The sequence below is a fragment of the Pseudomonas sp. MWU13-2862 genome (assembly GCF_023242495.1).
GTDB lineage: Bacteria > Pseudomonadota > Gammaproteobacteria > Pseudomonadales > Pseudomonadaceae > Aquipseudomonas > Aquipseudomonas gingeri_D.
Genome location: NZ_JALMEZ010000002.1, coordinates 316,621 through 336,272 on the forward strand (window position 1 = coordinate 316,621; position 19,652 = coordinate 336,272).

Annotated in this window: 19 protein-coding genes; 14 read left to right on the plus strand and 5 right to left on the minus strand. The window is 60.9% G+C overall.

The features are described 5' to 3' along the window. The first annotated feature begins 26 nt into the window (after window positions 1-26). From M5C56_RS04800 to M5C56_RS04865, 14 genes are all read left to right on the plus strand, one after another. The gene (locus M5C56_RS04800) at window positions 27-2,378 is read left to right on the plus strand and encodes a methyltransferase domain-containing protein (RefSeq protein WP_103494297.1); all 2,352 of its coding nucleotides are present in this window, start codon (window positions 27-29) and stop codon (window positions 2,376-2,378) included. Between the two features lie 31 nt (window positions 2,379-2,409). Then, window positions 2,410-2,616 carry an MbtH family NRPS accessory protein gene (locus M5C56_RS04805; protein WP_103494296.1) on the plus strand — a complete coding sequence of 69 codons (207 nt, stop codon included), beginning with the start codon at window positions 2,410-2,412 and terminating at the stop codon, window positions 2,614-2,616. Between the two features lie 133 nt (window positions 2,617-2,749). After that, entirely contained in the window at window positions 2,750-4,033 is a 1,284-nt protein-coding gene (locus M5C56_RS04810; RefSeq protein WP_103494295.1) for an MFS transporter, read from the plus strand. 290 nt (window positions 4,034-4,323) lie between these two features. Beyond that, window positions 4,324-4,809 carry an Lrp/AsnC family transcriptional regulator gene (locus M5C56_RS04815; protein WP_177145813.1) on the plus strand — a complete coding sequence of 162 codons (486 nt, stop codon included), beginning with the start codon at window positions 4,324-4,326 and terminating at the stop codon, window positions 4,807-4,809. Window positions 4,810-4,956: 147 nt separating this feature from the next. Next, window positions 4,957-5,766, plus strand: coding sequence for an isocitrate lyase/phosphoenolpyruvate mutase family protein (locus M5C56_RS04820; RefSeq protein WP_103494298.1), 810 nt, complete (start codon window positions 4,957-4,959; stop codon window positions 5,764-5,766). Window positions 5,767-5,929: 163 nt separating this feature from the next. After that, entirely contained in the window at window positions 5,930-6,790 is an 861-nt protein-coding gene (locus M5C56_RS04825) for a MurR/RpiR family transcriptional regulator (protein WP_103494294.1), read from the plus strand. Window positions 6,791-6,826: 36 nt separating this feature from the next. Then, on the plus strand, window positions 6,827-7,366 hold the full coding sequence (gene ddpX / locus M5C56_RS04830; RefSeq protein WP_103494293.1) for a D-alanyl-D-alanine dipeptidase: 540 nt from the start codon (window positions 6,827-6,829) through the stop codon (window positions 7,364-7,366). Between the two features lie 208 nt (window positions 7,367-7,574). Continuing rightward, entirely contained in the window at window positions 7,575-9,155 is a 1,581-nt protein-coding gene (locus M5C56_RS04835; protein ID WP_103494292.1) for an ABC transporter substrate-binding protein, read from the plus strand. A gap of 75 nt (window positions 9,156-9,230) precedes the next feature. Next, the gene (locus tag M5C56_RS04840; protein ID WP_103494291.1) at window positions 9,231-10,247 is read left to right on the plus strand and encodes an ABC transporter permease; all 1,017 of its coding nucleotides are present in this window, start codon (window positions 9,231-9,233) and stop codon (window positions 10,245-10,247) included. 1 nt (window position 10,248) lies between these two features. Then, window positions 10,249-11,130: a D,D-dipeptide ABC transporter permease gene (ddpC, locus tag M5C56_RS04845; protein WP_103494290.1), complete on the plus strand. Its 882-nt coding sequence runs from the start codon at window positions 10,249-10,251 to the stop codon at window positions 11,128-11,130. A 2-nt stretch (window positions 11,131-11,132) separates the two neighbouring features. After that, a complete protein-coding gene (locus M5C56_RS04850; protein WP_103494289.1) occupies window positions 11,133-12,122 on the plus strand; it encodes an ABC transporter ATP-binding protein in 990 nt (329 codons plus the stop codon). Next, on the plus strand, window positions 12,122-13,093 hold the full coding sequence (locus tag M5C56_RS04855; RefSeq protein WP_103494288.1) for an ABC transporter ATP-binding protein: 972 nt from the start codon (window positions 12,122-12,124) through the stop codon (window positions 13,091-13,093). Before M5C56_RS04850 ends, M5C56_RS04855 begins: the two co-directional genes overlap by 1 nt. A 98-nt stretch (window positions 13,094-13,191) precedes the next feature. Further along, window positions 13,192-14,181 carry a DUF2157 domain-containing protein gene (locus M5C56_RS04860; RefSeq protein WP_103494287.1) on the plus strand — a complete coding sequence of 330 codons (990 nt, stop codon included), beginning with the start codon at window positions 13,192-13,194 and terminating at the stop codon, window positions 14,179-14,181. Beyond that, entirely contained in the window at window positions 14,178-15,206 is a 1,029-nt protein-coding gene (locus M5C56_RS04865; RefSeq protein ID WP_103494286.1) for a DUF2157 domain-containing protein, read from the plus strand. Before M5C56_RS04860 ends, M5C56_RS04865 begins: the two co-directional genes overlap by 4 nt. A gap of 46 nt (window positions 15,207-15,252) precedes the next feature. Here the strand turns inward: M5C56_RS04865 and M5C56_RS04870 are convergent, their stop codons facing one another. The 5 genes from M5C56_RS04870 to M5C56_RS04890 all read right to left on the minus strand — a co-directional run bounded on the left by M5C56_RS04870 (window position 15,253) and on the right by M5C56_RS04890 (window position 19,536). Further along, window positions 15,253-15,927: a DUF3313 domain-containing protein gene (locus M5C56_RS04870; RefSeq protein WP_103494285.1), complete on the minus strand. Its 675-nt coding sequence runs from the start codon at window positions 15,925-15,927 to the stop codon at window positions 15,253-15,255. A gap of 106 nt (window positions 15,928-16,033) precedes the next feature. Then, window positions 16,034-16,642: a PqiC family protein gene (locus M5C56_RS04875; RefSeq protein WP_103494284.1), complete on the minus strand. Its 609-nt coding sequence runs from the start codon at window positions 16,640-16,642 to the stop codon at window positions 16,034-16,036. Between the two features lie 5 nt (window positions 16,643-16,647). Continuing rightward, entirely contained in the window at window positions 16,648-18,321 is a 1,674-nt protein-coding gene (locus M5C56_RS04880; protein ID WP_103494283.1) for an MlaD family protein, read from the minus strand. After that, on the minus strand, window positions 18,314-18,928 hold the full coding sequence (locus tag M5C56_RS04885; protein ID WP_103494282.1) for a paraquat-inducible protein A: 615 nt from the start codon (window positions 18,926-18,928) through the stop codon (window positions 18,314-18,316). Before M5C56_RS04885 ends, M5C56_RS04880 begins: the two co-directional genes overlap by 8 nt. Beyond that, complete coding sequence (locus M5C56_RS04890; protein WP_103494281.1) at window positions 18,925-19,536, minus strand: paraquat-inducible protein A; 612 nt, start codon at window positions 19,534-19,536, stop codon at window positions 18,925-18,927. The genes M5C56_RS04885 and M5C56_RS04890 overlap by 4 nt, the downstream gene beginning before the upstream one ends. Window positions 19,537-19,652: the final 116 nt, after the last annotated feature.

The following is a 19,652-nucleotide window of genomic DNA, read 5'->3' on the forward strand; positions in this document are numbered from 1 at the left end:
ACAAGATGGTTTGATAAGGAAATTCCATGACCAACTTCAACGCCGATGTCTACACCCCGACCAGAGTGCAAAGAACCTCCGCCATCATGGCCCACGGCTTGAGCGAAGTCGCTCATCCGACCCCGCTTTTCCTGGAAACCCCTTACAGCGAACTCTGGAGCCGGCACTTCGGTTCCGCGGTCGTCAGCCTGTCGATCACGGCGGACGTCGAGCTGCTCGCCGTTGCCTGTAAGAACCGCCACCTGACGGTGCTGTCCCGTGAGGGCGAGTTGCACTGGTCCCATCGGTTTGCCGATGACGTCACCGCCACGGCGATCGCTTCCACGCATCACGTCGCGGTGGGTACCCAGCGGCCCCTGGATGGGACCGGCACGGCCTATCTCTTCGATGCCCACGGCAAGGAGCTGTTCAACGCCGTCCTGGAGTCGCCGGTCTACAGCGTCACTCTTTCGGCTGATGGTGCGCGCCTGACCATCCTCTGCAAAAACCAGACGCGCCACATCGTCACACGGGTGGAGAACACCTATCAGTTCAGCCAGACCCGCGACCCGCATCCGCAAGACTCGGGCCATTGCGACCGCTTGCTGGCGTTCAAGGACCGTGTGCTCAGTGGGCAGGAGCAATACGCCCGGACTTCCAGCGTCGCGCTCTCCCAGGGCGGCACGGCGGCCATCGGCTCGCTGGACGGCAAGATCCATCTGCTCAACCACCACGGCAAACCGCTCTGGTCCCGGCAAGTGGATGGCGAGGTCTGGGCGTTGGCCATTTCGGAAAACGGCTCGATCATTGTTTCAGGCTGCACCGACGGCACGGTCAAACTGCTCGCCAACCACGCCCACGATGCCTACAACGAACATATCAGCGTCCTGCAATCCGGCGCCGAGCACCTGGACAGTGTCGCGGAACAACGTTTCGCGGTCAGCGAAACCCTCGCCAGCCTGAGCCAGACGGGCCTGACCGAATATGCCGTGAACTGGCTGAATGAAGGCTCGTTGAAGCTGGGCCAGGAGCACCTGGAAGAGCTCATCATCAAGCTGCTCAGCGAAGACGTGCAACTCTTTCCCAAGCACTACACCAGTCATTTCCTCCTGGCCCAAGCTCACCAGCAGCGCCAGGAATGGCACCAGGCCGCGCGGCACTTCACCTGGGCCGGCCAGGATGAACGGATGAAACTGAAGAGTTTCACCCTGGCCGGAGAAAGCTTTCTCAAGGCCGGCCTGCCGTTCGCGGCCAAGTCCGCGTTCCGTCGGGCACGGGAACTGACCGTCACCGAAGAGGCGAAAAAAACCCTCTACACCCTGGGCCGCATCCATGAGGAACAAGGTTCCATCACCGAAGCCCAGAAGTACTACGAGGTGGTGTTTACCCTCAACCCCAATTACCTGGATGTCTGCGCCAGGCTGCAGAACCTCAACAACCAGCCTTCAGTGCTCACGGCCCAGACCGGCGCCGAAGACAAGGACTGGTATGGCAGCCTGATCCTCGAACTGCTCAGCCCGGTCTCGCAGCGCGGTTTCGACCTTGCCCAGCCAGACACGGCCGCGCACCCGCGGACCACGGAGCTGACGTCGGTGGCCGAGCACCGCCAGCGCCTGCTGTCGATCATCGCCGAGTTCGCCCTCGACAGCGTCGACAAGGTCGCCGATGCCAAGCTCGACTACGACGTGGCCGCGTATATGCGCTATGACTGTTCCGTCCCTGAAGACGAGGCGAAAAAATCCCTGGAACTGGTCAACATGCTCGACTGCATCAAGCACTATGGTCCGTTCGGAAAAAGCCTGGATATCGGCGCCGCCACCGGCCGCTACCCGACCCTGCTGGCCCAGCAAGGCATCCAGGCCTTTGGCGTCGACCTGGAACCCATGGCGGTGGAATACGCCCGGCAGAAAAGCAACGGCGCACTCAACCCCAACTTCCACCAGGGCGACGCCCGGGCCCTGCCGTTCGAGAGCACCCAGTTCGACCTCATCACCTGCATGATGGGCACCGCGGCACACTTCCCCCGGGAAGACTTCCCCACCGTCATGTCGGAAATCCATCGCTGCCTGGTGCCCGGCGGGTTCTGCGTCATCTCGACCTGGGACATCGAATGCCCGCACCTGACCTACCTCTCCATCTACTCCCACGAACAGAAGGAGTTGATGCGTCAGAACGCCATCAGCCGCGCCGACGTCAGCCGGATTGCCGCCGCGCAAGGCTTTGTCGTCGAGGAAATCAGGGGCGTGGGCCTGTTCCCGGAATCCCTGGGTTATGAACTCGACCTGCAACAGGACGGCCCGGACCGAATCAGGAATCTGCTGGATATGGACCTGGCCTTCAAGGCCAAATTTCCAGACCTGCACGGCCAGATGTACATGCTGATTATCAGAAAAATCTAACGACCACTTTCAATCCCAAGGTAGTGCAACCATGACCACTGAAGATAAAGACCAGGGCGTTTACCTGGTCGTCGCCAACGCTGAAGAGCAATACTCCATCTGGGCGGCCGACCTGCCGCTGCCGGGTGGGTGGCGCCTGGAGGGCAAGCGTGGAAGCAAGTCCGAGTGCCTGGAGCACATCAAGGAAGTCTGGACCGACATGCGTCCCTTGAGCCTGCGGCAACGCTTGCAGGCTTGAGTCGGTTGCCCCGCGGAGGGGTTCGCCCTCCGCCAGGCATGGCAATGTTCAACCCGTGCCCTGCCTTCCTGCCCCGTCAGGCATCTGTCGGATTCTGGAGGGCGCGCAGGTTTTTATCTAAAGGAATAGCCTGATGTCCGTGCGCAATCACGTCTCTGCCAAGGCACCCATTTCAGACGACCGAGCCTCCCTGCTGCTCCTGCTTATCGCCTTCGTCGATGCCGCCGGCCGCGGGCTTTTTCTCGCCGGCGCGACCTTTTTCTATACCCAGGTCGTAGGCCTGAGTAACGTCCAGGTCGGCATCGGCCTGGCCCTGGCCGGCCTCTGCGGCCTGGTCTGCGCGGTACCCATCGGCCGCCTGGCTGATCGCCTGGGCGCCGCGCGGGTCCTGGCTTTCCTGCAGGTCTGGCGGATGATCGGCTTTCTGATCTATCCCTTCGTCAACGAGTTCTACACCTTCCTGCTGATCGCCTGCTTTATCGGCTGCGTAGAGCAGGCCGTCTGGCCCATCATCCAGTCGCTGGTGGGTTCGGCGGTCAAGGCGGACGCCTATGTGAAGACGATGTCCAAGGTGGCGATCGTCAGGAACGTCGCCTACATGCTGGCCGCCGGGGTGTTTTCCATCGTGGTCAGCTTCACCAGCGGTCCGGGCGGGGTGATTGGCCTGCTGATCGCCAACGCCCTGGCGTTCCTGATTTCCGCGATCCTGCTGGTCACCGCCAAGCTGCCTCACTCCGCCCCCAAGGAACCGGCACAAACCCAGCGCGTGACGCCGCCCGCGCACCCGCTGAAGAACCTGAACTTCCTCTCGCTGTCACTGTGCAATGGCATCCTGTCGTTGCATCAGGCGGTCATGACCATTGCCATTCCCTTGTGGTTGCTGACCAAGACCCAGGCACCGAAGTCATTGATCGGTATCATCCTGGTGGTCAATGGCATCATGGCGATTACCCTGCAACTGCACTTCAGCAAGCGCGGCAATGAGGTGATCTATGCAGCCCGCAAGCACTTGTACGCCGGGGCCACACTGGCGCTTTCCTGCGCGCTGGTGGCCTTCACCACGGCGGAGCAACCCTCCTACCTGGTTGCCGGCATCCTGTTGTTCGCCTGTGTGGTGATGACGTTTGGCGAACTATGGCAATGCGCGGGTGCGTGGGGCATTTCGTATTACTTGTCGCCGGCGGAAAATCGCGCCTACTACCTGAGCGTCTATGCCCTGGGAGCGAATCTGATGACCGTCGTGTTCCCCGGGATCCTGCCCATCGCTGTCGTGGAAGGCGGCTCCACCGGCTGGATCGGCTTGGCGATCGTCTTTGCCCTGGCCGGCATCGCCACTCCGCTTCTGGCCCGCTCCGCGAGCCGTCAAAGCGCAACGGCTGCTGCCGGCGGGATGAGCGCCAGCGGCGCGCAGGCCTGATCCCCGCGTCCGTCAATCATCGAACCCCAGGGCCACAAGTGTGTCCCTGGTATTACCACTCTGTATCAACAACTCGTGTTAACAGCGCATCCCCCCTTACCTTCTCTATTCGCCCCATGACTTCAACGGTTGTTTGGGCGACATTTTGTAACCTCCAAGTGACATTCAGGATCACTTCCGGCCGGCGCCTGCCCGCCCGTCTGAAAAAAAATTGCATCACCTAAAAATCAATGGCATCGTAATGAAGATGGACGTTGTACTTGCCGATGCAATCTAGAAAGGATTCTGTTTTGAAAAAGAACTCTATGGCGCTTGATGCAATAGATTTAAAAATCTTGAGTATCATGCAGGCTAATTGCCTTACCACCACATCGAAACTTGCGGAAGTTCTTTCCATGAGTGAGACACCGTGCTGGCGCCGTCTGAAACGCCTTGAGGAAGAGGGTTTCATCCAAGGCTATCAAGCCATGCTCAACAAGGAAGCCCTGGGCTTCGAAGTCACCGCCTTCGTTCATCTTTCTGTCGATTCGCATACCGAAGAGGTGACCCGCAAGCTGGAAGAGAAAATCACCTTGTGCCCGGAAGTCGTGGCCCTTTACAACGTGACGGGCGACTATGACTTCCTGGTAAAAATCGTCTGCAAAAGCATTGCCTTATATACCGTATTCATTGAAAAAACCCTGCGCAAAATTCCGTGTATTACGCAAATCAGAACATCCATCACACTTCGCGAAGTGTATGACTCAAAGATAATTCCGTTATCGGCCTATCCCTGAAACAGGGTTTTCCCCTGCCCCTGTTTGCCGGGACATATTCTCTTATTCGTAGCGAACCTTCAGTCTATCGAATCGTTGTAATAACCGGCCCCTGCGACGCCGTCCCTTGTCATCAAAAAATATAACTTTCAAAGGAGTTGAATGGTCATGACCGCACTGGATAACGCTTTTCACAGCCTGCATCAGAATGGACTACTGGTCCTGGCCAACGTGGCCGATGCGGGCGGTGCGCGCATCGTCGAACGCCTCGGCGGCAAGGCCGTGGCCACCAGCAGCGCCGCCATGGCCTGGTCCCATGGCTACCAGGATGGCAACCAGTTGCCTCTCGACCTGCTGAGCACCACCGTCAAGTCCATGGCACGGGTGCTCAGCGTCCCGCTCACGGTGGATATCGAAGCCGGCTACTCGGATGACCTGGAGCAGGTCGGCCGGGTGATCAACGCCGTGATCGCCGCCGGGGCGGTCGGGATCAATATCGAAGACGGCCTCGGCTCGCCAGAGTTGCTGGTGCGCAAGATCGATGTGGCGAGAAAGGTGGCGAACCAGACGGGCGTCAAGCTGTTCATCAACGTACGCACCGACGTCTACCTGAAAAACCTGTTCCCCGTCGAGCAGCGTCTTGAAGAACTGCTCAAACGCGCCGCACTCTATGCCGGCGCCGGGGCCGACGGGCTGTTTGCCGCGGGTGTGGTCGACTCGAACGAAATTGCCGCCATCTGCCGGGCCACCCGGCTGCCGGTCAACCTGCTGTCCCGGGACGGGCTGGCTTCCCCCGCCGAATTGCAGCGCCTGGGGGTCAGACGCCTGAGCGCGGGCTCCAGCATCGCCGAGTTCCTGCATGGCGCCATGGGTACACTGGTCCGCAGCTTCCTGGACAATGGCCAGCTCGACACCCACGCGTTGAAAGCCCATACCTACGGCGAACTGAATGCCTTGATGGCAGCGAAAACCGAGTAATCGCTGTTCCCGGACGGGGCCATCGGCCCCGTCTGCATACAAAACCTGGCTGCCCCCCTGTGAGATCGTCTGAAAAAGGCGTTGTGTTGCTTCGAAAGCCGATGTTATGTTTATAACAACGAAACACAAAATGACATAAACATAACAATCCCGGCGCGCCGATATGTCCACGGAAAAGAACAGCTTTCTTCTGTTACTGGAGCAACAGTTCTCCAGCCTGACCCCCACCGGCAAGCGCATCGCCAGCTATCTGCTGGGCAATCCGGAGCAACTGCCGTTCGAGTCGGCCGACAGCATCGCGCAGCAAGCCTCCACCACCGGGATTTCCGTGGGGCGCTTTTTGCGCTCCCTGGGCTACCGCAACCTTGATGAAGTGAAAAAAAGCCTGCGCGGAGAAGCGCCGAGCTCATGGCTGATCACTGACCGGATTGCCGCCTTTCGCGCCGAAACCAACCAGGACGACGCGCTCGACCGCTCCATGACTCGCGAAATCGAAGCCATCCAGCACGCCTATGGCCTGGCCCGCAGCGAAGCCTTTGGCAAGATCGTGCAACGTATCCATGAAGCCGATGCTGTGTTCATTCTCGGGATCCAGTCGACCCGCGGGATTCTCACCGCGTTCCATAGCCACCTCGAATACATTCGCCCCAAGGTCTACTACGTCGACGGCCTCTCCGGCATCTACGCGGAAACCCTGAACTCCGGCTTCGCCAATCCCTACGCGATCATTGCCGACTTCCGCGCCTACTCCAGCGTGACCCAGACCTTCTGTGACGCGGCGCTGGAAAACAACCTGCCCCTGGCCCTGATCACCGACCTGCAATGCCCCTGGGCCCGGGACTACCCGCTGGATCTGTTGCAGCTGAAAACCGATGTCGGGCAGTTCTGGGACTCCCCCGCTCCGCTGGCCTGCCTGTTGAACCTGGTGGTCTCGGCCGTCGCGGAGAAGTACGGCGAACGCCTCGATGAACGCCTGGCCAAGAACCGCCAATTGCAAAAAGCCTTCGGCCAGTTCGAAGGCTGACCCACCGCCTCTGCGAATCCCAACTGGAGTGTTTGCGTGAACAACAGCCCCCTTGTAGAGATCGATGCCCAGCGTTATCAGGTGCAAATCGACCTGATCTACGCCAGCGCGGACAACCTGGCTGGAAAAGTGATCTACCCGACTGCCCGTTGCCTGCTGCATCGTCAAGCCGCCGACTGTTTGAACAAGGCCAGCTACCTGGCGCGCCTGGCCGGATTGACCCTGCGCATCTATGACGCCTACCGCCCGCCCTACGCCCAATACCTGCTATGGGAAGCCTTGCCGAACAACGACTACGTGCGCGACCCGCACCTGGGTTCGCACCACAGCCGTGGCGTGGCCGTGGACCTGACCCTGGTGGACGCCGATGGCGAGCCGCTGGACATGGGTACCGCTTTCGACGCCATGGAAGAGCGCTCCCATCAGTTCTACCCCGACCTGCCCGCCGACGTGCAACGCAATCGCCTGCTGTTGCTGGGGATCATGCTCGGCGCCGGGTTCCAGGCGATCGATACCGAATGGTGGCATTACGAACTACCGAATGCCGACGATTACCCCCTGCTGGAGGAGGTGTAAACCACGGCCCTGAGAACCCCAATCAAACCGCAACGCCAGCACTGACGAAACCACAGAGTTTCGCAAGCGACACAGCGCAGCCCGCCTCAGGTGCGGCTGAAAACAACAATAAAACAGCGTTATTGATGCTTCACCTGCAACTGCCCGGTTATAGCTTTTATAAAAAACCTGACGAACTTCCATACATCGAATGATCAAGGAAACCGGCATGAACCCAACGAACACCGTGACCCGCAAACCCTTTCCCGGCACCGGAAAACTATTGCTGAGCGTTCTGTGCAGCGCCTTGAGCCTCGGCGCCTGGCAGGCCGCAACCGCGGCGGTGCCCAAGGACACGCTGGTCATCGGCAAACCCGCCGACCCGCAGACCCTCGACCCGGCCGTGACCTTTGACAACAACGACTGGACCATCACCTATCCGTCGTACCAGCGCCTGGTCGGTTACAAGGTCGAGGGCGATAAAAGCAGCACCGAAGTCCAGGGCGATCTGGCCGAAAGCTGGACCGTTTCCCCGGACAACCTGGTCTGGGAATTCAAGATCAAACCCGGCAACAAGTTCGATGACGGTGCCCCGGTGGATGCCGCCGCGGTGAAGTTTTCCTTCGATCGCCTGATGACCCTCAAGCAGGGGCCGTCCGGGGCCTTCCCCGAGGATATGGTGGTGGCGGTGGTCGATCCGCAGACCATCCGTTTCACCCTGAAGACGCCCTTTGCACCCTTCCTGTTTACCCTGGCCCACAACGGCGCCTCAATCATCAACCCCGATGTGGTGACCAAGACACCCGACGTCAATGCCTGGCTGTCCAGTCACACCGCGGGTTCCGGCCCCTTCCGCCTGAGCACCTGGCAGAAAGGCCAGTCGCTGACCCTGGAGCCGAACACCTACTTCGCCGGGCCCAAGCCCGCGCTGAAAACCGTGGTAGTCAAGATCATCGCCGAGCCTTCCGTGCGTCGCCTGCAACTGGAACACGGTGACCTGGACATCATCGAAGACATGCCCGAAGACCAGCTCGGCGCGCTGGCCAAGAAGTCCGGCGTGGTGGTCCGGGAATTCCCGTCGTTGCGGGTGACCTACCTCTACCTGAACAACAAGAAGGGTCCGTTGGCCAGCGTCGATGCCCGTCGAGCGATTACCCAGGCGGTGGATTACAACGGCATCGTCAAAGGTATTCTCAAGGACAAGGCCAAGCTGATGAACGGGCCGATCCCGGACGGCATGTGGGCCTACGACAGCTCGTTGCCACCGGTGAAACAGGACCTCGCCGCCGCCAAGGACAGCTTGGCCAAGGCCCCGCAGAAGATCACCAGCCTCAGCTACATGTACTCGGACAAGGATCCCAACTGGGAACCGATCGGCCTGACGCTGCAAGCGGCACTGGCCCCCCTGGGCATCAACCTGAAGATGGAAAAACTCGCCAACGCGACCCTGCGCGAGCGCGTCGGCCAGGCCGATTACGACATTGCCTCGGGCGCCTGGAGCCCGGACTTTGCCGACCCCTACATGTTCATGAACTTCTGGTTCGACTCGAAGATGCAGGGCCTGCAAGGCAACCGTTCGTTCTACAGCAACCCCGAAGTCGACAAGCTGATCCGCGAAGCGGCCGCCACCAGCGACACCGCCAAGCGCGTCGAGCTGTACCAGACCGCACAGAAAATGGTGCTCAAGGACAGCGTCTACGCCTACCTCTATCAGAAGAGCTACACCTTGCCGATGCGTGACTCGGTCAAAGGCTACGTGTTCAACCCGATGCTCGAACAGGTCTTCAACCTGGGCAGCATGAGCAAGTAAAGCGGCTCCCCCGCGCCGGTCGTTCGCGGCTGGCGCGGCGTCTGATTCTCGTCGTTGCTGTGACTGAGGTGCCCAATGGCCTTCCTGACTCTATTGCGCAAGCGCCTGCTCGGCCTGGTATTGGTCGTGTTCGGCGTTTCGCTGATTACCTTTGCAATTTCGCACCTGATTCCCGGGGACCCGGCCCGACTGATCGCCGGCGACCGTGCCAGCGATGCGCTGGTGGCGGGCATCCGTCACCAGTTGGGCCTGGACCTGCCGCTGTATCAACAATATGGCCGTTACCTGATGGACCTGCTGCACGGCGACCTGGGGACTTCGATCCGCACCAACCGCCCGGTCCTCGAAGACCTGCAGGCGTTCTTCCCGGCCACCCTGGAGCTGGCGCTGGTGGCGCTGGTGTTGGCGATCCTGGTGGGCGTGCCGCTGGGGGTGCTGTCGGCGGTCTATCACAACCGCGCCATTGACCAGATCGCCCGGACACTCGCGGTCACCGGTATTTCCACCCCGGCCTTCTGGCTCGGGCTTGGGGCGATTGTGCTGTTCTACGGCCAGTTGGGCTGGCTGCCCGGTGGTGGCCGCTTGTCCGAGGGACTGGCACCACCACCGACCTTCAGCGGTTTCTACCTGATCGACTCACTGATTGCCGGTGACGGCGGGCTGTTTCTCGATGTGCTGCAACACCTGATTCTCCCGGCCGCGACCCTGGGCTTCGTGACCCTCGGCGTGGTCGCCCGGCAGATTCGCTCGGCAATGCTGGAGCAACTGTCCGAGGACTATATCCGCACCGCCCGCGCCTATGGCCTGTCGCGCTGGACGGTGATCCTGCGCCACGCCCTGCCCAATGCGCTGATTCCTTCGGTGACCGTGCTCGGCCTGACCCTGGGTGACCTGCTCTATGGCGCCGTCCTGACCGAAACCGTATTTGCCTGGCCCGGCATGGGCGCCTATGTGGTCAAGTCGATCCAGTCGCTGGACTTCCCGGCGGTAATGGGCTTCGCGATCCTGGTGTCATTTATCTATGTACTGCTGAACATGGCCATCGATCTTTTGTACCGCGTGATCGATCCACGCATCGGCGAGGTGAATTGAAATGTCCGTGACCCTGACCGCCGCACGCGGCCCGCGCTGGGGCGAGAAACTCGCCTACCTGGCCTATCAGGTCCGCCGCAGCCCGCTGACCATGGCCGGCCTCACGATCAGCCTGATCGTCCTGCTATGCATGATCTTCGCCCCCTGGCTGGCCAGCCACGATCCCAATGCCCTGGACCTCGGCGCGCGCCTGATGCCACCGTCCGCCGAACATTGGTTCGGTACCGATGAGGTCGGCCGGGACCTGTTCAGCCGCGTTTTGTTCGGCAGCCAGCAATCGGTGGGCGTCGGCCTGTTCGTGGCCTTTGCTTCCTGTTTGATCGGTGGTTTGCTGGGCTGTTTTTCCGGGGTGATCGGCGGGCGTTTCGACGCGCTGATCATGCGCCTGATGGACATCATGCTGTCGGTGCCGTCCCTGGTGCTGATCATGGCCCTGGCCGCCGCGCTGGGCGCGAGCCTGTTCAACGCCATGCTGGCGATTACCCTGGTGCGGATTCCATCCTATGTGCGGCTGGCCCGCGGCCAGGCCTTGAGCATCCGCCAGATGGGCTACGTCAAGGCCGCCCAGACCTTCGGCGCCGGACGCTGGCACATGGTCCACTGGCACGTGGCGCGCAACGCCATGCCACCGTTGCTGGTGCAACTGAGCCTGGATATCGGCAGCGCCATTCTCATGGCCTCGGCCCTGGGCTTTATCGGCCTCGGGGCACAGCAACCGACCGCCGAATGGGGCGCGATGGTCGCCACCGGGCGCAACTACATCCTCGATAACTGGTGGTATTCGACCTTTCCCGGCCTGGCGATCCTGATCACCGCCACCGGTTTCAACCTGCTGGGCGATGGCGTGCGCGATCTGCTCGACCCACGGCAACAGGGGAAATGACCATGCCGACCTCCACCCCCGTATTGGCCATCGACAACCTGAGCCTGGAATTCCCGGCCTACAAGAACAACGTCAAGGCCTTGAATGGCGTCACCCTGCACGTCAATCCCGGCGAAATCGTCGGCGTGGTCGGCGAGTCCGGCTCGGGCAAGTCGGTCACCGCGATGCTCAGCATGCGCCTGCTGCCCGAACGCAGTTATCGCATTACCGCCGGCAGCTTGAGCATGCTTGATCGCGACATGCTGGCGGCCTCCGAGAAGGAGCTGCTGCAGATCCGCGGCCGCGATGCCGCGATGATTTTCCAGGAGCCGATGACCGCCCTGAACCCGACCCGACGCATCGGCCGGCAAATGCTCGACGTGATCATCCATCACCAGAAGATCAGCGCGGCCGAGGCCCGTCTCAAGGCCATCGCGCTGCTGCATGACATGCATATCGCCAGTCCTGAGCAAGTCCTGGAGAGCTATCCGTTCGAGCTGTCCGGCGGCATGCGCCAGCGGGTGATGATCGCGCTGGCGTTCTCCTGCGAACCGCAACTGCTGATCGCCGACGAACCGACCACCGCCCTCGACGTCACCGTACAACGCCAGGTGCTGTTGCTGCTCAGGGAGAAAGCCCGGCAGAAAGGCACCGCCATTTTGCTGATCACCCATGACATGGCCCTGGTCTCGCAGTTCTGCGACCGGGTTTATGTGATGTACACCGGGGCCGTGGTCGAGCAGGGCCTCACCGCCGATGTGATGAACAACCCGCAGCACCCTTATACCCGGGGGCTGCTCAGCGGCCTGCCCGAGATGGTCGAGCCGGGGCTGCCACTGATGACCATTCCCGGGCAAGTACCGAACCTGGCCGCCCTGCCCGTCGGCTGCACCTTCGCGGAACGCTGCGCCCACAGCATGCCGATCTGCGCCCAGCGTCCGAGCCTCAACCCCATCAACGGTAATGAGCAACGCAAAAGTGCGTGCTGGTTACCGGTCAAGGAGCTTTCGTGATGAACAGTGCCGTGATTCACGCCGTGACCGACATGGCCCCCGAGATTCTCCGGCTGGACGACGTGCGCGTACGTTTCCCGGTGAGCAACGACTGGCTGGGCCGACCACGGGGTTACGCCCACGCCCTGAACGGTATCGACCTGCAAGTCAGGGCCGGCGAAACCCTGGGTATCGTCGGCGAGTCGGGCTGCGGCAAAAGCACCCTGGCCCAACTGCTGATGGGGTTGCTGGCACCGAGCAGCGGCGCACTGAACTGGGCCGCTCGCACCGACGGCAAAGGCAGCAGCAATGTCCAGATCGTGTTCCAGGACCCGCAATCCTCTCTAGATCCGCGCCTGCCGATCTGGAAAATCATCACCGAGCCGCTGTACGCCCGGGGTCATGCACCGCGTGGGCAAATGCGTGATATCGCGGCCCGGGTCGCGGCCCAGGTGGGCATACGTGCGGAATACCTCGACCGCTTCCCCCATCAGTTTTCCGGTGGCCAGCGCCAGCGGATCGCGATTGCCCGCGCCCTCTCTTCAGACCCGGACATCATTGTCCTCGACGAACCGACCTCAGCCCTGGATATCTCGGTTCAGGCGCAGATCCTCAACCTGCTGGCGGAGCTGCAACGCGCCCGCAACCTGACCTACATCCTGATTTCCCATAACGTGTCGGTCGTGCGGCATATGGCCGACCGGGTGGCGGTGATGTACCTGGGACAGATCGTCGAACTGGGCAGCGCCGCCCAGGTGCTGGAGCAGCCACGTCACCCCTACACCCGCCTGCTGCTCGAAGCGGTGCCGCGACTCGGCGTGCCCCTGCAGGCGGAACAGGTGGCGGCGCCGACCGAACTGCCGGGGAACCGGCGCCTTCCAGAGGGCTGTTTCTTTCGTGAAAGGTGCAGCTTGTGTACTGCCGGCTGTGAAAAGCCGCAGGCCTTGCTGGGAGAGGAGCCGCAGCGGGTCAGGTGCCATGTGCAAGGCTGACAGGCGTTCGGTTTTCAAAATGTGACGCCGCGCGTTGAGAATGACACTAATGTTCTGTAGGCCATTCGGATTTTTCACGTCACGGACCTCTGGACACCATGAGAAAAACAACAAAGCAGCTGCTGGTTCACGAAATTGCCGACTGGCATCACCGCGGCCTGATCGATGCCGAAGCCCGCAAGCGCCTGAGCGCACCCTACGAACAACCGGGCCAGCTGTTATCCAACGTCCTGCAATGGCTGGGGATCGGCGCGGTCCTGCTGATCGGCATGGCGGTGCTGGGGGGCTTGAGCCTGTTCAGCCAGTCGGTGACGGTCGGCGCCGTGCTGTTCTTCTTTGCCGGGGCCGGCTTGTGGTGGGGCGGTGTGCGCATGGCCCGCGATCCGGCCCAGCGCACGCCGGTTACCGGTGTGGCGATCCTGACCATCGGCCTGATCCTGATCGGCGCCAGCCTGTTGCTGGGCACTTCAGATAATGACGTGGGCGAGTATGGCAATCTACCGTTGGCGCTGCTGGTCACCGCGCTGCTGAGCGCCCTCACCGCCTACCGTTATCGTCTACGCTGGCCGCTTCTCCTGGGACTGCTGTGTGCATTCCATGGGCTGGGCGCGTGGGGCCGGTACGTCGGGCACGGCGGTTATTTTTTCGATATCCAGGACCCGCGTTCGATGGCCGTGATTGCCGCGCTGGCGGCGGTATTGGGTTTAGGCCACCAGTTGGCCGAGGAGCGCCAATTGCGCCGTTTCTGCGGATTTGGCCGGCTTTATGTGATCTTCGGGCTGCTCTACCTCAACTGCTCCCTCTGGTTTCTCAGCCTCGATGATCTGGGCAGCGACACGCGGATATGGACCCTGCTGTTTACCCTGGTAGCCATCGGGCAACTGGTGGTCGGCGCGCGCTTCAAGCATCCGAGCTTTACCGGTTTCGCCGTGGTGTTCCTGGGCATCGACCTGTACACCCGCTTTTATGAGTACTCCTGGGACCGCCTGGGCATTGCAACGTTTTTCGCGGTGGCCGGGATCATCGGCCTGTTACTGGGCTGGTCATTTGAACGCATGGCCCTGCGCGTCAAGGGAGCAGCACAATGAGCCCGGATCAGCGTAATCAACAGGTGCACAACGCACTGGATCAATGGCTGCGAGACGGCCAGATCGACATCGACCAGCACGCCCGCATTGGCGAGCGTTATGTACTGACGCGCTGGGACTGGCGCTCGCTGGGCCGCTGGTTCCTGACCTTTGGCGCGATCAGCCTGGCGGCGGGGTTGCTGCTGTTTCTGCGCGAACACCTGGAATTCACCTTGCCGAAACTGGCCGTCAGCCTGGCGCTGGTAACCCTGGGACTGTTTGTTGGCGGGCGCTGGCTGATCGGCAGGCAGCTGAAACTGTTGGGCGGCACCCTTGAGTTGCTCGGTGGTTTTGCCTTGATCGGCACCAGTTTTGTGCTGGGCATGATCTATTCGGACGGTTCGGGCAACTGGCCGGCGCTGCTGCTGGTCGATCTGCTGATACTGCTGGTCCTCAGTTACGCCCTGAACAACGTCTTGCTGTTGACCCTGTGCAGCGTGCTGTTCTTTGTCTGGTTTGGCGGGCGCAGCGGCTATCAGTCCGGCTGGGGCGCCTACTGGTTCGGCATGAACTACCCGCTACGTTTTCTCGGCGCTGCGGTCGCGTTGATCGCGGCGGGCGTGGTGCATCTGCGCGGCGAGGCCGGGTGGCTGGGACGTTATGGCGGCTTTGCCAAGGTGTGGATTTCCTGCGGTTTGTTTGTCGGCGAAATGTCCCTGTGGCTACTGTCGCTGTTTGGCAGCTACGAGCTGATCGATGGCCCCTGGCACCTGGCCGATACCGGAGAACTGGTGATGTATAACGTGCTCTGGGCGCTGGTCAGCCTGGGGATTCTGGCGCTGGGGATTCGCTTGCGTTTCGGCATGTTGGTGGGCTATGGCTCGACCTTCTTCATCATCCAGTTCTATACGCTGTTCTTCACCCAGATCGCCGAGACCCTGGGCTGGCTGATGAGTTTGCTGATAGCCGGTGGCAGCCTGCTGGCGCTGGTGATCTGGCTGGAGTCCGAGCGGCAGAAACGCCGTGGCACGGCTGCCGAGGCTTGAAGCAGATTCACCCTGCGAGAGCAAAACCCTCGCAGGGTGCCCGGCGTTATCGGATAAACGCCTGCAAGTCGCTGCCTAGAGCCCTGATCGCCACTTTAAAGTCATTGGTGGTGACGGCTTGGCTCGAATTTCTCAGGGTTTCACCAAAGACTTTACGCACCACTTTGGCCACAGTCTGGCCGCTGCTCCCATCGATCAGTTCGGCTTCGATGTAAAGTTCGGTGCTCTGGTCGCGATGGCCCGTGGCGGCAGTCACGCCGCCGACGACGGCGGCGACCGGAACGATTTCATACCAGCGCATGCCTTCGTTCGACGCCGTAACACCAGTGATGGCAGCACGCATGATCAGCGTGCGCGAACCGACAGGCGCAGATTGAGCGTTCGGTACGATCCGGTATTTCTGGCCGAGGACGCTTTTGGCGTTGTTGGTCATGTACGCCTGCAACTCTTCAAGGGTCTTGAGATTGACCCTATCGTCGGGCCGAGGTGCCGGGTAGAGATCCAGTTGCTTGAACGCGACCGTATCGTAGGCGTTCGGGTTCCAGGAGGGGATGACCCAGCGCATCGCCTTCTGGCCGCTGCTGGTAGTAACTTCCTGCAAGTTGTTGTAGTTGGACAAGAAGCCGGAGTACTGCGACTTCTCGGTGATTTTCGAGGTACAGCCACCTAGCAACAGGCTACCGAATGCAACACCTAACAGGCATTTACGGACCGTGTTCATGTGTTCCTCACTTTTGGGTTTGATTGTTCCTTCAGGCAAGCCGACCACGTCATTTGCGAATCAATGTGGCAGGAACGAGTGTAGCCACAGATTGTCGGCCTTTCCCCTAAGGGCACCCTGTGTCCTGAAGTGTCGACCAGCTGCGCGCGGCGCCAGCAATAATGCTCGCCAACTGCCCGATGGCCTGCTGATGGGCCAGCACCAGGTCCTGTACCTGCGGGCCGGCCGATTGACGGATGACGCTGCTGCACGTCAGGCTGCGACGTTTCTCGCCGTCGCCGCGCAGGCTGATACTCCAGACCACATCGATCAAGGCGTACCGACCCGGCAGTGAGTCGAAACGTCGGACGTCGGTTTGCAGAAAGAGTGTCGCAAGGCCCTGGGCCTTGGGTAAGCCCGCCAGATCTCGGATACCCAGTTTGAGTTCCATCTGCCCGGCCAGGGCGTCATGGAACTCGTCGGCCAATGGCGCGCTCCAGCGCGAGGTTTCGAGGATCGTCAAGGCTCCGCTGCCCTGGCGAACAACCACTTGTGGCTGGTCGACCTGGACCGGTATGCGCACGGGCAGCATCTCGAACTGGAAGGCTGGCGCGGCTACATTCGTGCGCACTGTGCTATCTGTCGCCGTCGGCACCAGCGTGTAGTAGTGGGTCGGCGCCGAGCTGCAGGCCGCCAGGCCCAAGGTGGTGAAAACGGCCAGGAAGCGACGGGTCATGGTGTTCATTCCTGGTCAATGTCCCGAGAGGTGGACGGCGAGGATTGATAGCGATCGGGCTGGTTTTCTTTGAGGCGTCCACGAATCAGTGCCTCGGGGTGCCGCCCCAGGAAATCGCTCAGCACCCGCACCGAGCGAGCAGTACGCTGGAGCTCTTCCATCGTCCGGCCCAACTGCTGGCGCTGCGGTGAGTCTTCGGAAAGGCTGTCATTGGCCGAGGCCGCGGTTTTCCGGGTCTCGGCCAGGGTATCGCGCACTTGCGGCAAAACTTCGCCATTGACCTTTTTCAGGGTTTTCTGCAGTTCGCCGAGGCTACCATTGAGGTTTCCAGCAATCTGCTCGATCGGCAGCTTGCTGATCTTGTCGACCACGCTTTGCAATTGCTCCTGAAGTTTGTCCAGGCTGCCCGGTATCGTCGGAATCTCCAGCGGCCGTGCCGCCACGTCGAATGTCACAGGTTTCGCACCAGGGTCGAAATCCAGGGCGATGTAGAGTTGTCCGGTGAGCAGGTTGCCGTTCCGGGCCTGCGCCCTGAGCCCTCGCGAGACGAGTTCGGCCATCAATTGCGCACCTTGGGTTTCATCGTCCCCACCCCGAAGCTTCAATATTTTTTCATGGGCCTTACCCAGCCTGTTCGGGTAAATCACGGCCCCTACTAGGGTGGGGAAGTCTTTCTTGACCTCGTCATAATCCAGATCTACTGACACTACTCGGCCAAGGGTCACCCCGTGAAAATCCACCGGTGCATTGACCACCAGGCCGCGCAGGGGCTGATCGAAACGCATGCGGAAGTAGCGCGGCTCGCCATCGGCGGGCGCCATGGCGGTGTCCTGATCCTTGAACAGCGTAAACCGCGCCCGTTCTTCAGCCTGCTGAGGATTGGGACTGTATTTGGGTTCAACAAAGGCTATCCCTCCGGCGAGAATCGAGGTCACGGACTCAGTGTTCACCTTCAGGCCGTCGGCGCTCAGGCTGATATCAACGCCACTGGCATTCCAGAAGCGCGTATCGCTCGTCACGAATTGGTCGTTTGGCGCGTGGACGAAGATCTCCACCTCGACACCTTTACCGTCCTCCGAGAGTTTGTAGGACACCACCTCGCCAACCGGAATGCGGCGGTAGTAGACGTTGGAGCCGATATCCAGCGAGCCGAGATTGTCGGTGTACAAGGTGTAACGCTTGCCCTTCTGACCGTAGGTGATGGGCGGTGGGGTCTCCAGGCCGATGAAGTCCTTTTTGCTCTTCTCCGATTCACCGGCATCGGCGCCGATGAAAGCGCCGGACAGCAGTGTACCGATCCCCGAGACACCGTTAGCGCCGATGCGCGGGCGCACTACCCAGAACCGCGAGTCATCGGTGGCAAACGACTTGGCGGAGGCGTCCAGGTCAAGGGTGGTCTCGACGTGGCTGCGATCGTCTGCCAAGGCAATCGACGTCACTTTGCCGATCACCACGTTCTTGTATTTGACCTGGGTCTTGTTGACTTCCAGCCCTTCAGCCGTCAGAAAGCTCACGGTGATCTGCGGCCCCGCCTGCCTGGCGTTATGCACCACCATCGACAACCCGATCAGCGCCGCGACAATCGGCACCAGCCACACCAGCGATACGTTGAAGCGCCGACGCTTGACCTCGGGGCTGCCTGGAACCGGCGTAACGGCAGAACTTGGGTAGTCAGGCATTTTCAACCTCTGCGTCCCAGATAAGCCGGGGATCAAAACTCATGGCGGCGAACATCGTCAGTACCACCACCAGGCCAAAGAACAGGATGCCCATCCGCGGATCGATGGTACTCAGAGAGCGAAACTGCACCAGGGCGGCGATCAGGGCCACCACCAGCACATCAAGCATGGACCAGTAACCCACCACTTCGATCAACCGATAGAGTTTGGAGCGCTCACGCATGGCCCAGCGACTGCGGCGTTGACAGGTAATCAGCAGCGTACCCAGCACCAGAAACTTCATGCACGGCACCGCCACGCTGGCAATGAAGATCAACAGCGCCAGGTCCCACTCGCCTGCCTGCCAGAACTCCATGATCCCGCTGAAAATGGTGTTTTCACTGCCACTGCCAAAGATGTCGGTGTACATCACCGGCATGAGGTTGGCCGGGATGTAGCAGATCATGCTGGCCAGCAGCAGTGCCCAGGTGCGGGCCAGGCTATCGGGTTTGCGTCGATGCAGCCGGGCGTCACAGCGGGAGCAGCTCGCGTCCGCCAATGGGCAGGCCTGCCCGCAGGTGTGACACAGGGCCAGATTCATTTCGCTGGCATAGGGCGGCCTGCTCACGGAATAACGCCCTCCAGGTCTTGCCACAGCCGACGGATACCTTTGCCCGAAATCAGGATGATCAACACCGTCAGCATGGCCAGTGCCCACAACCCGAGTCCCGGATGCACATCGAGCATGCCGGCCAGTTTGATGATGGCCACCAGAATCCCCAGCAAACACACTTCGAGCATGCTCCAGGGACGCAATTGCTCCAGGGTTCGCATACAGATCTTGAAGCCGGGAGCCGCGCGCCCGACCAGGGCAAAACTGAGTACCCAGCACAACAAGATGATTTGCAGCATAGGCGCAAGGATGATCGCCAGTCCCGCCACGGCCGCTATTACGCTGATTTGTCCCTGTGCCAGGGCTTCCACGGACTGCCACAGCGTCGCCTGGTTACTCAGGCCTTGCAGGCTGATGGAGATCACCGGAAACGCATTGGCGAAAACAAAAAGCAGCGCCGCGCTGATGGACAGCGCGAGGAGTTGTTGAAGGCTGAGTTGGCCGCCACGGGCCAGAATGGCCGAGCAACGGACACAACGCGCAGTCTGCCCTTTGGCCAGCGGTACGGCTGTGTACACCGAATCGCAATGCTCGCAGATGATCCAGGCTGGAGAAGAGATCATAGGCTCGTCCGTGGCTTACAGAGGATTCATTCCCACGAGCCGGACAAGATCGCCAGGCTCAAGGGACAAGTTTCTTGTGGGATCAAATCATCATAGAAGCCCGGATCGAAACCGGT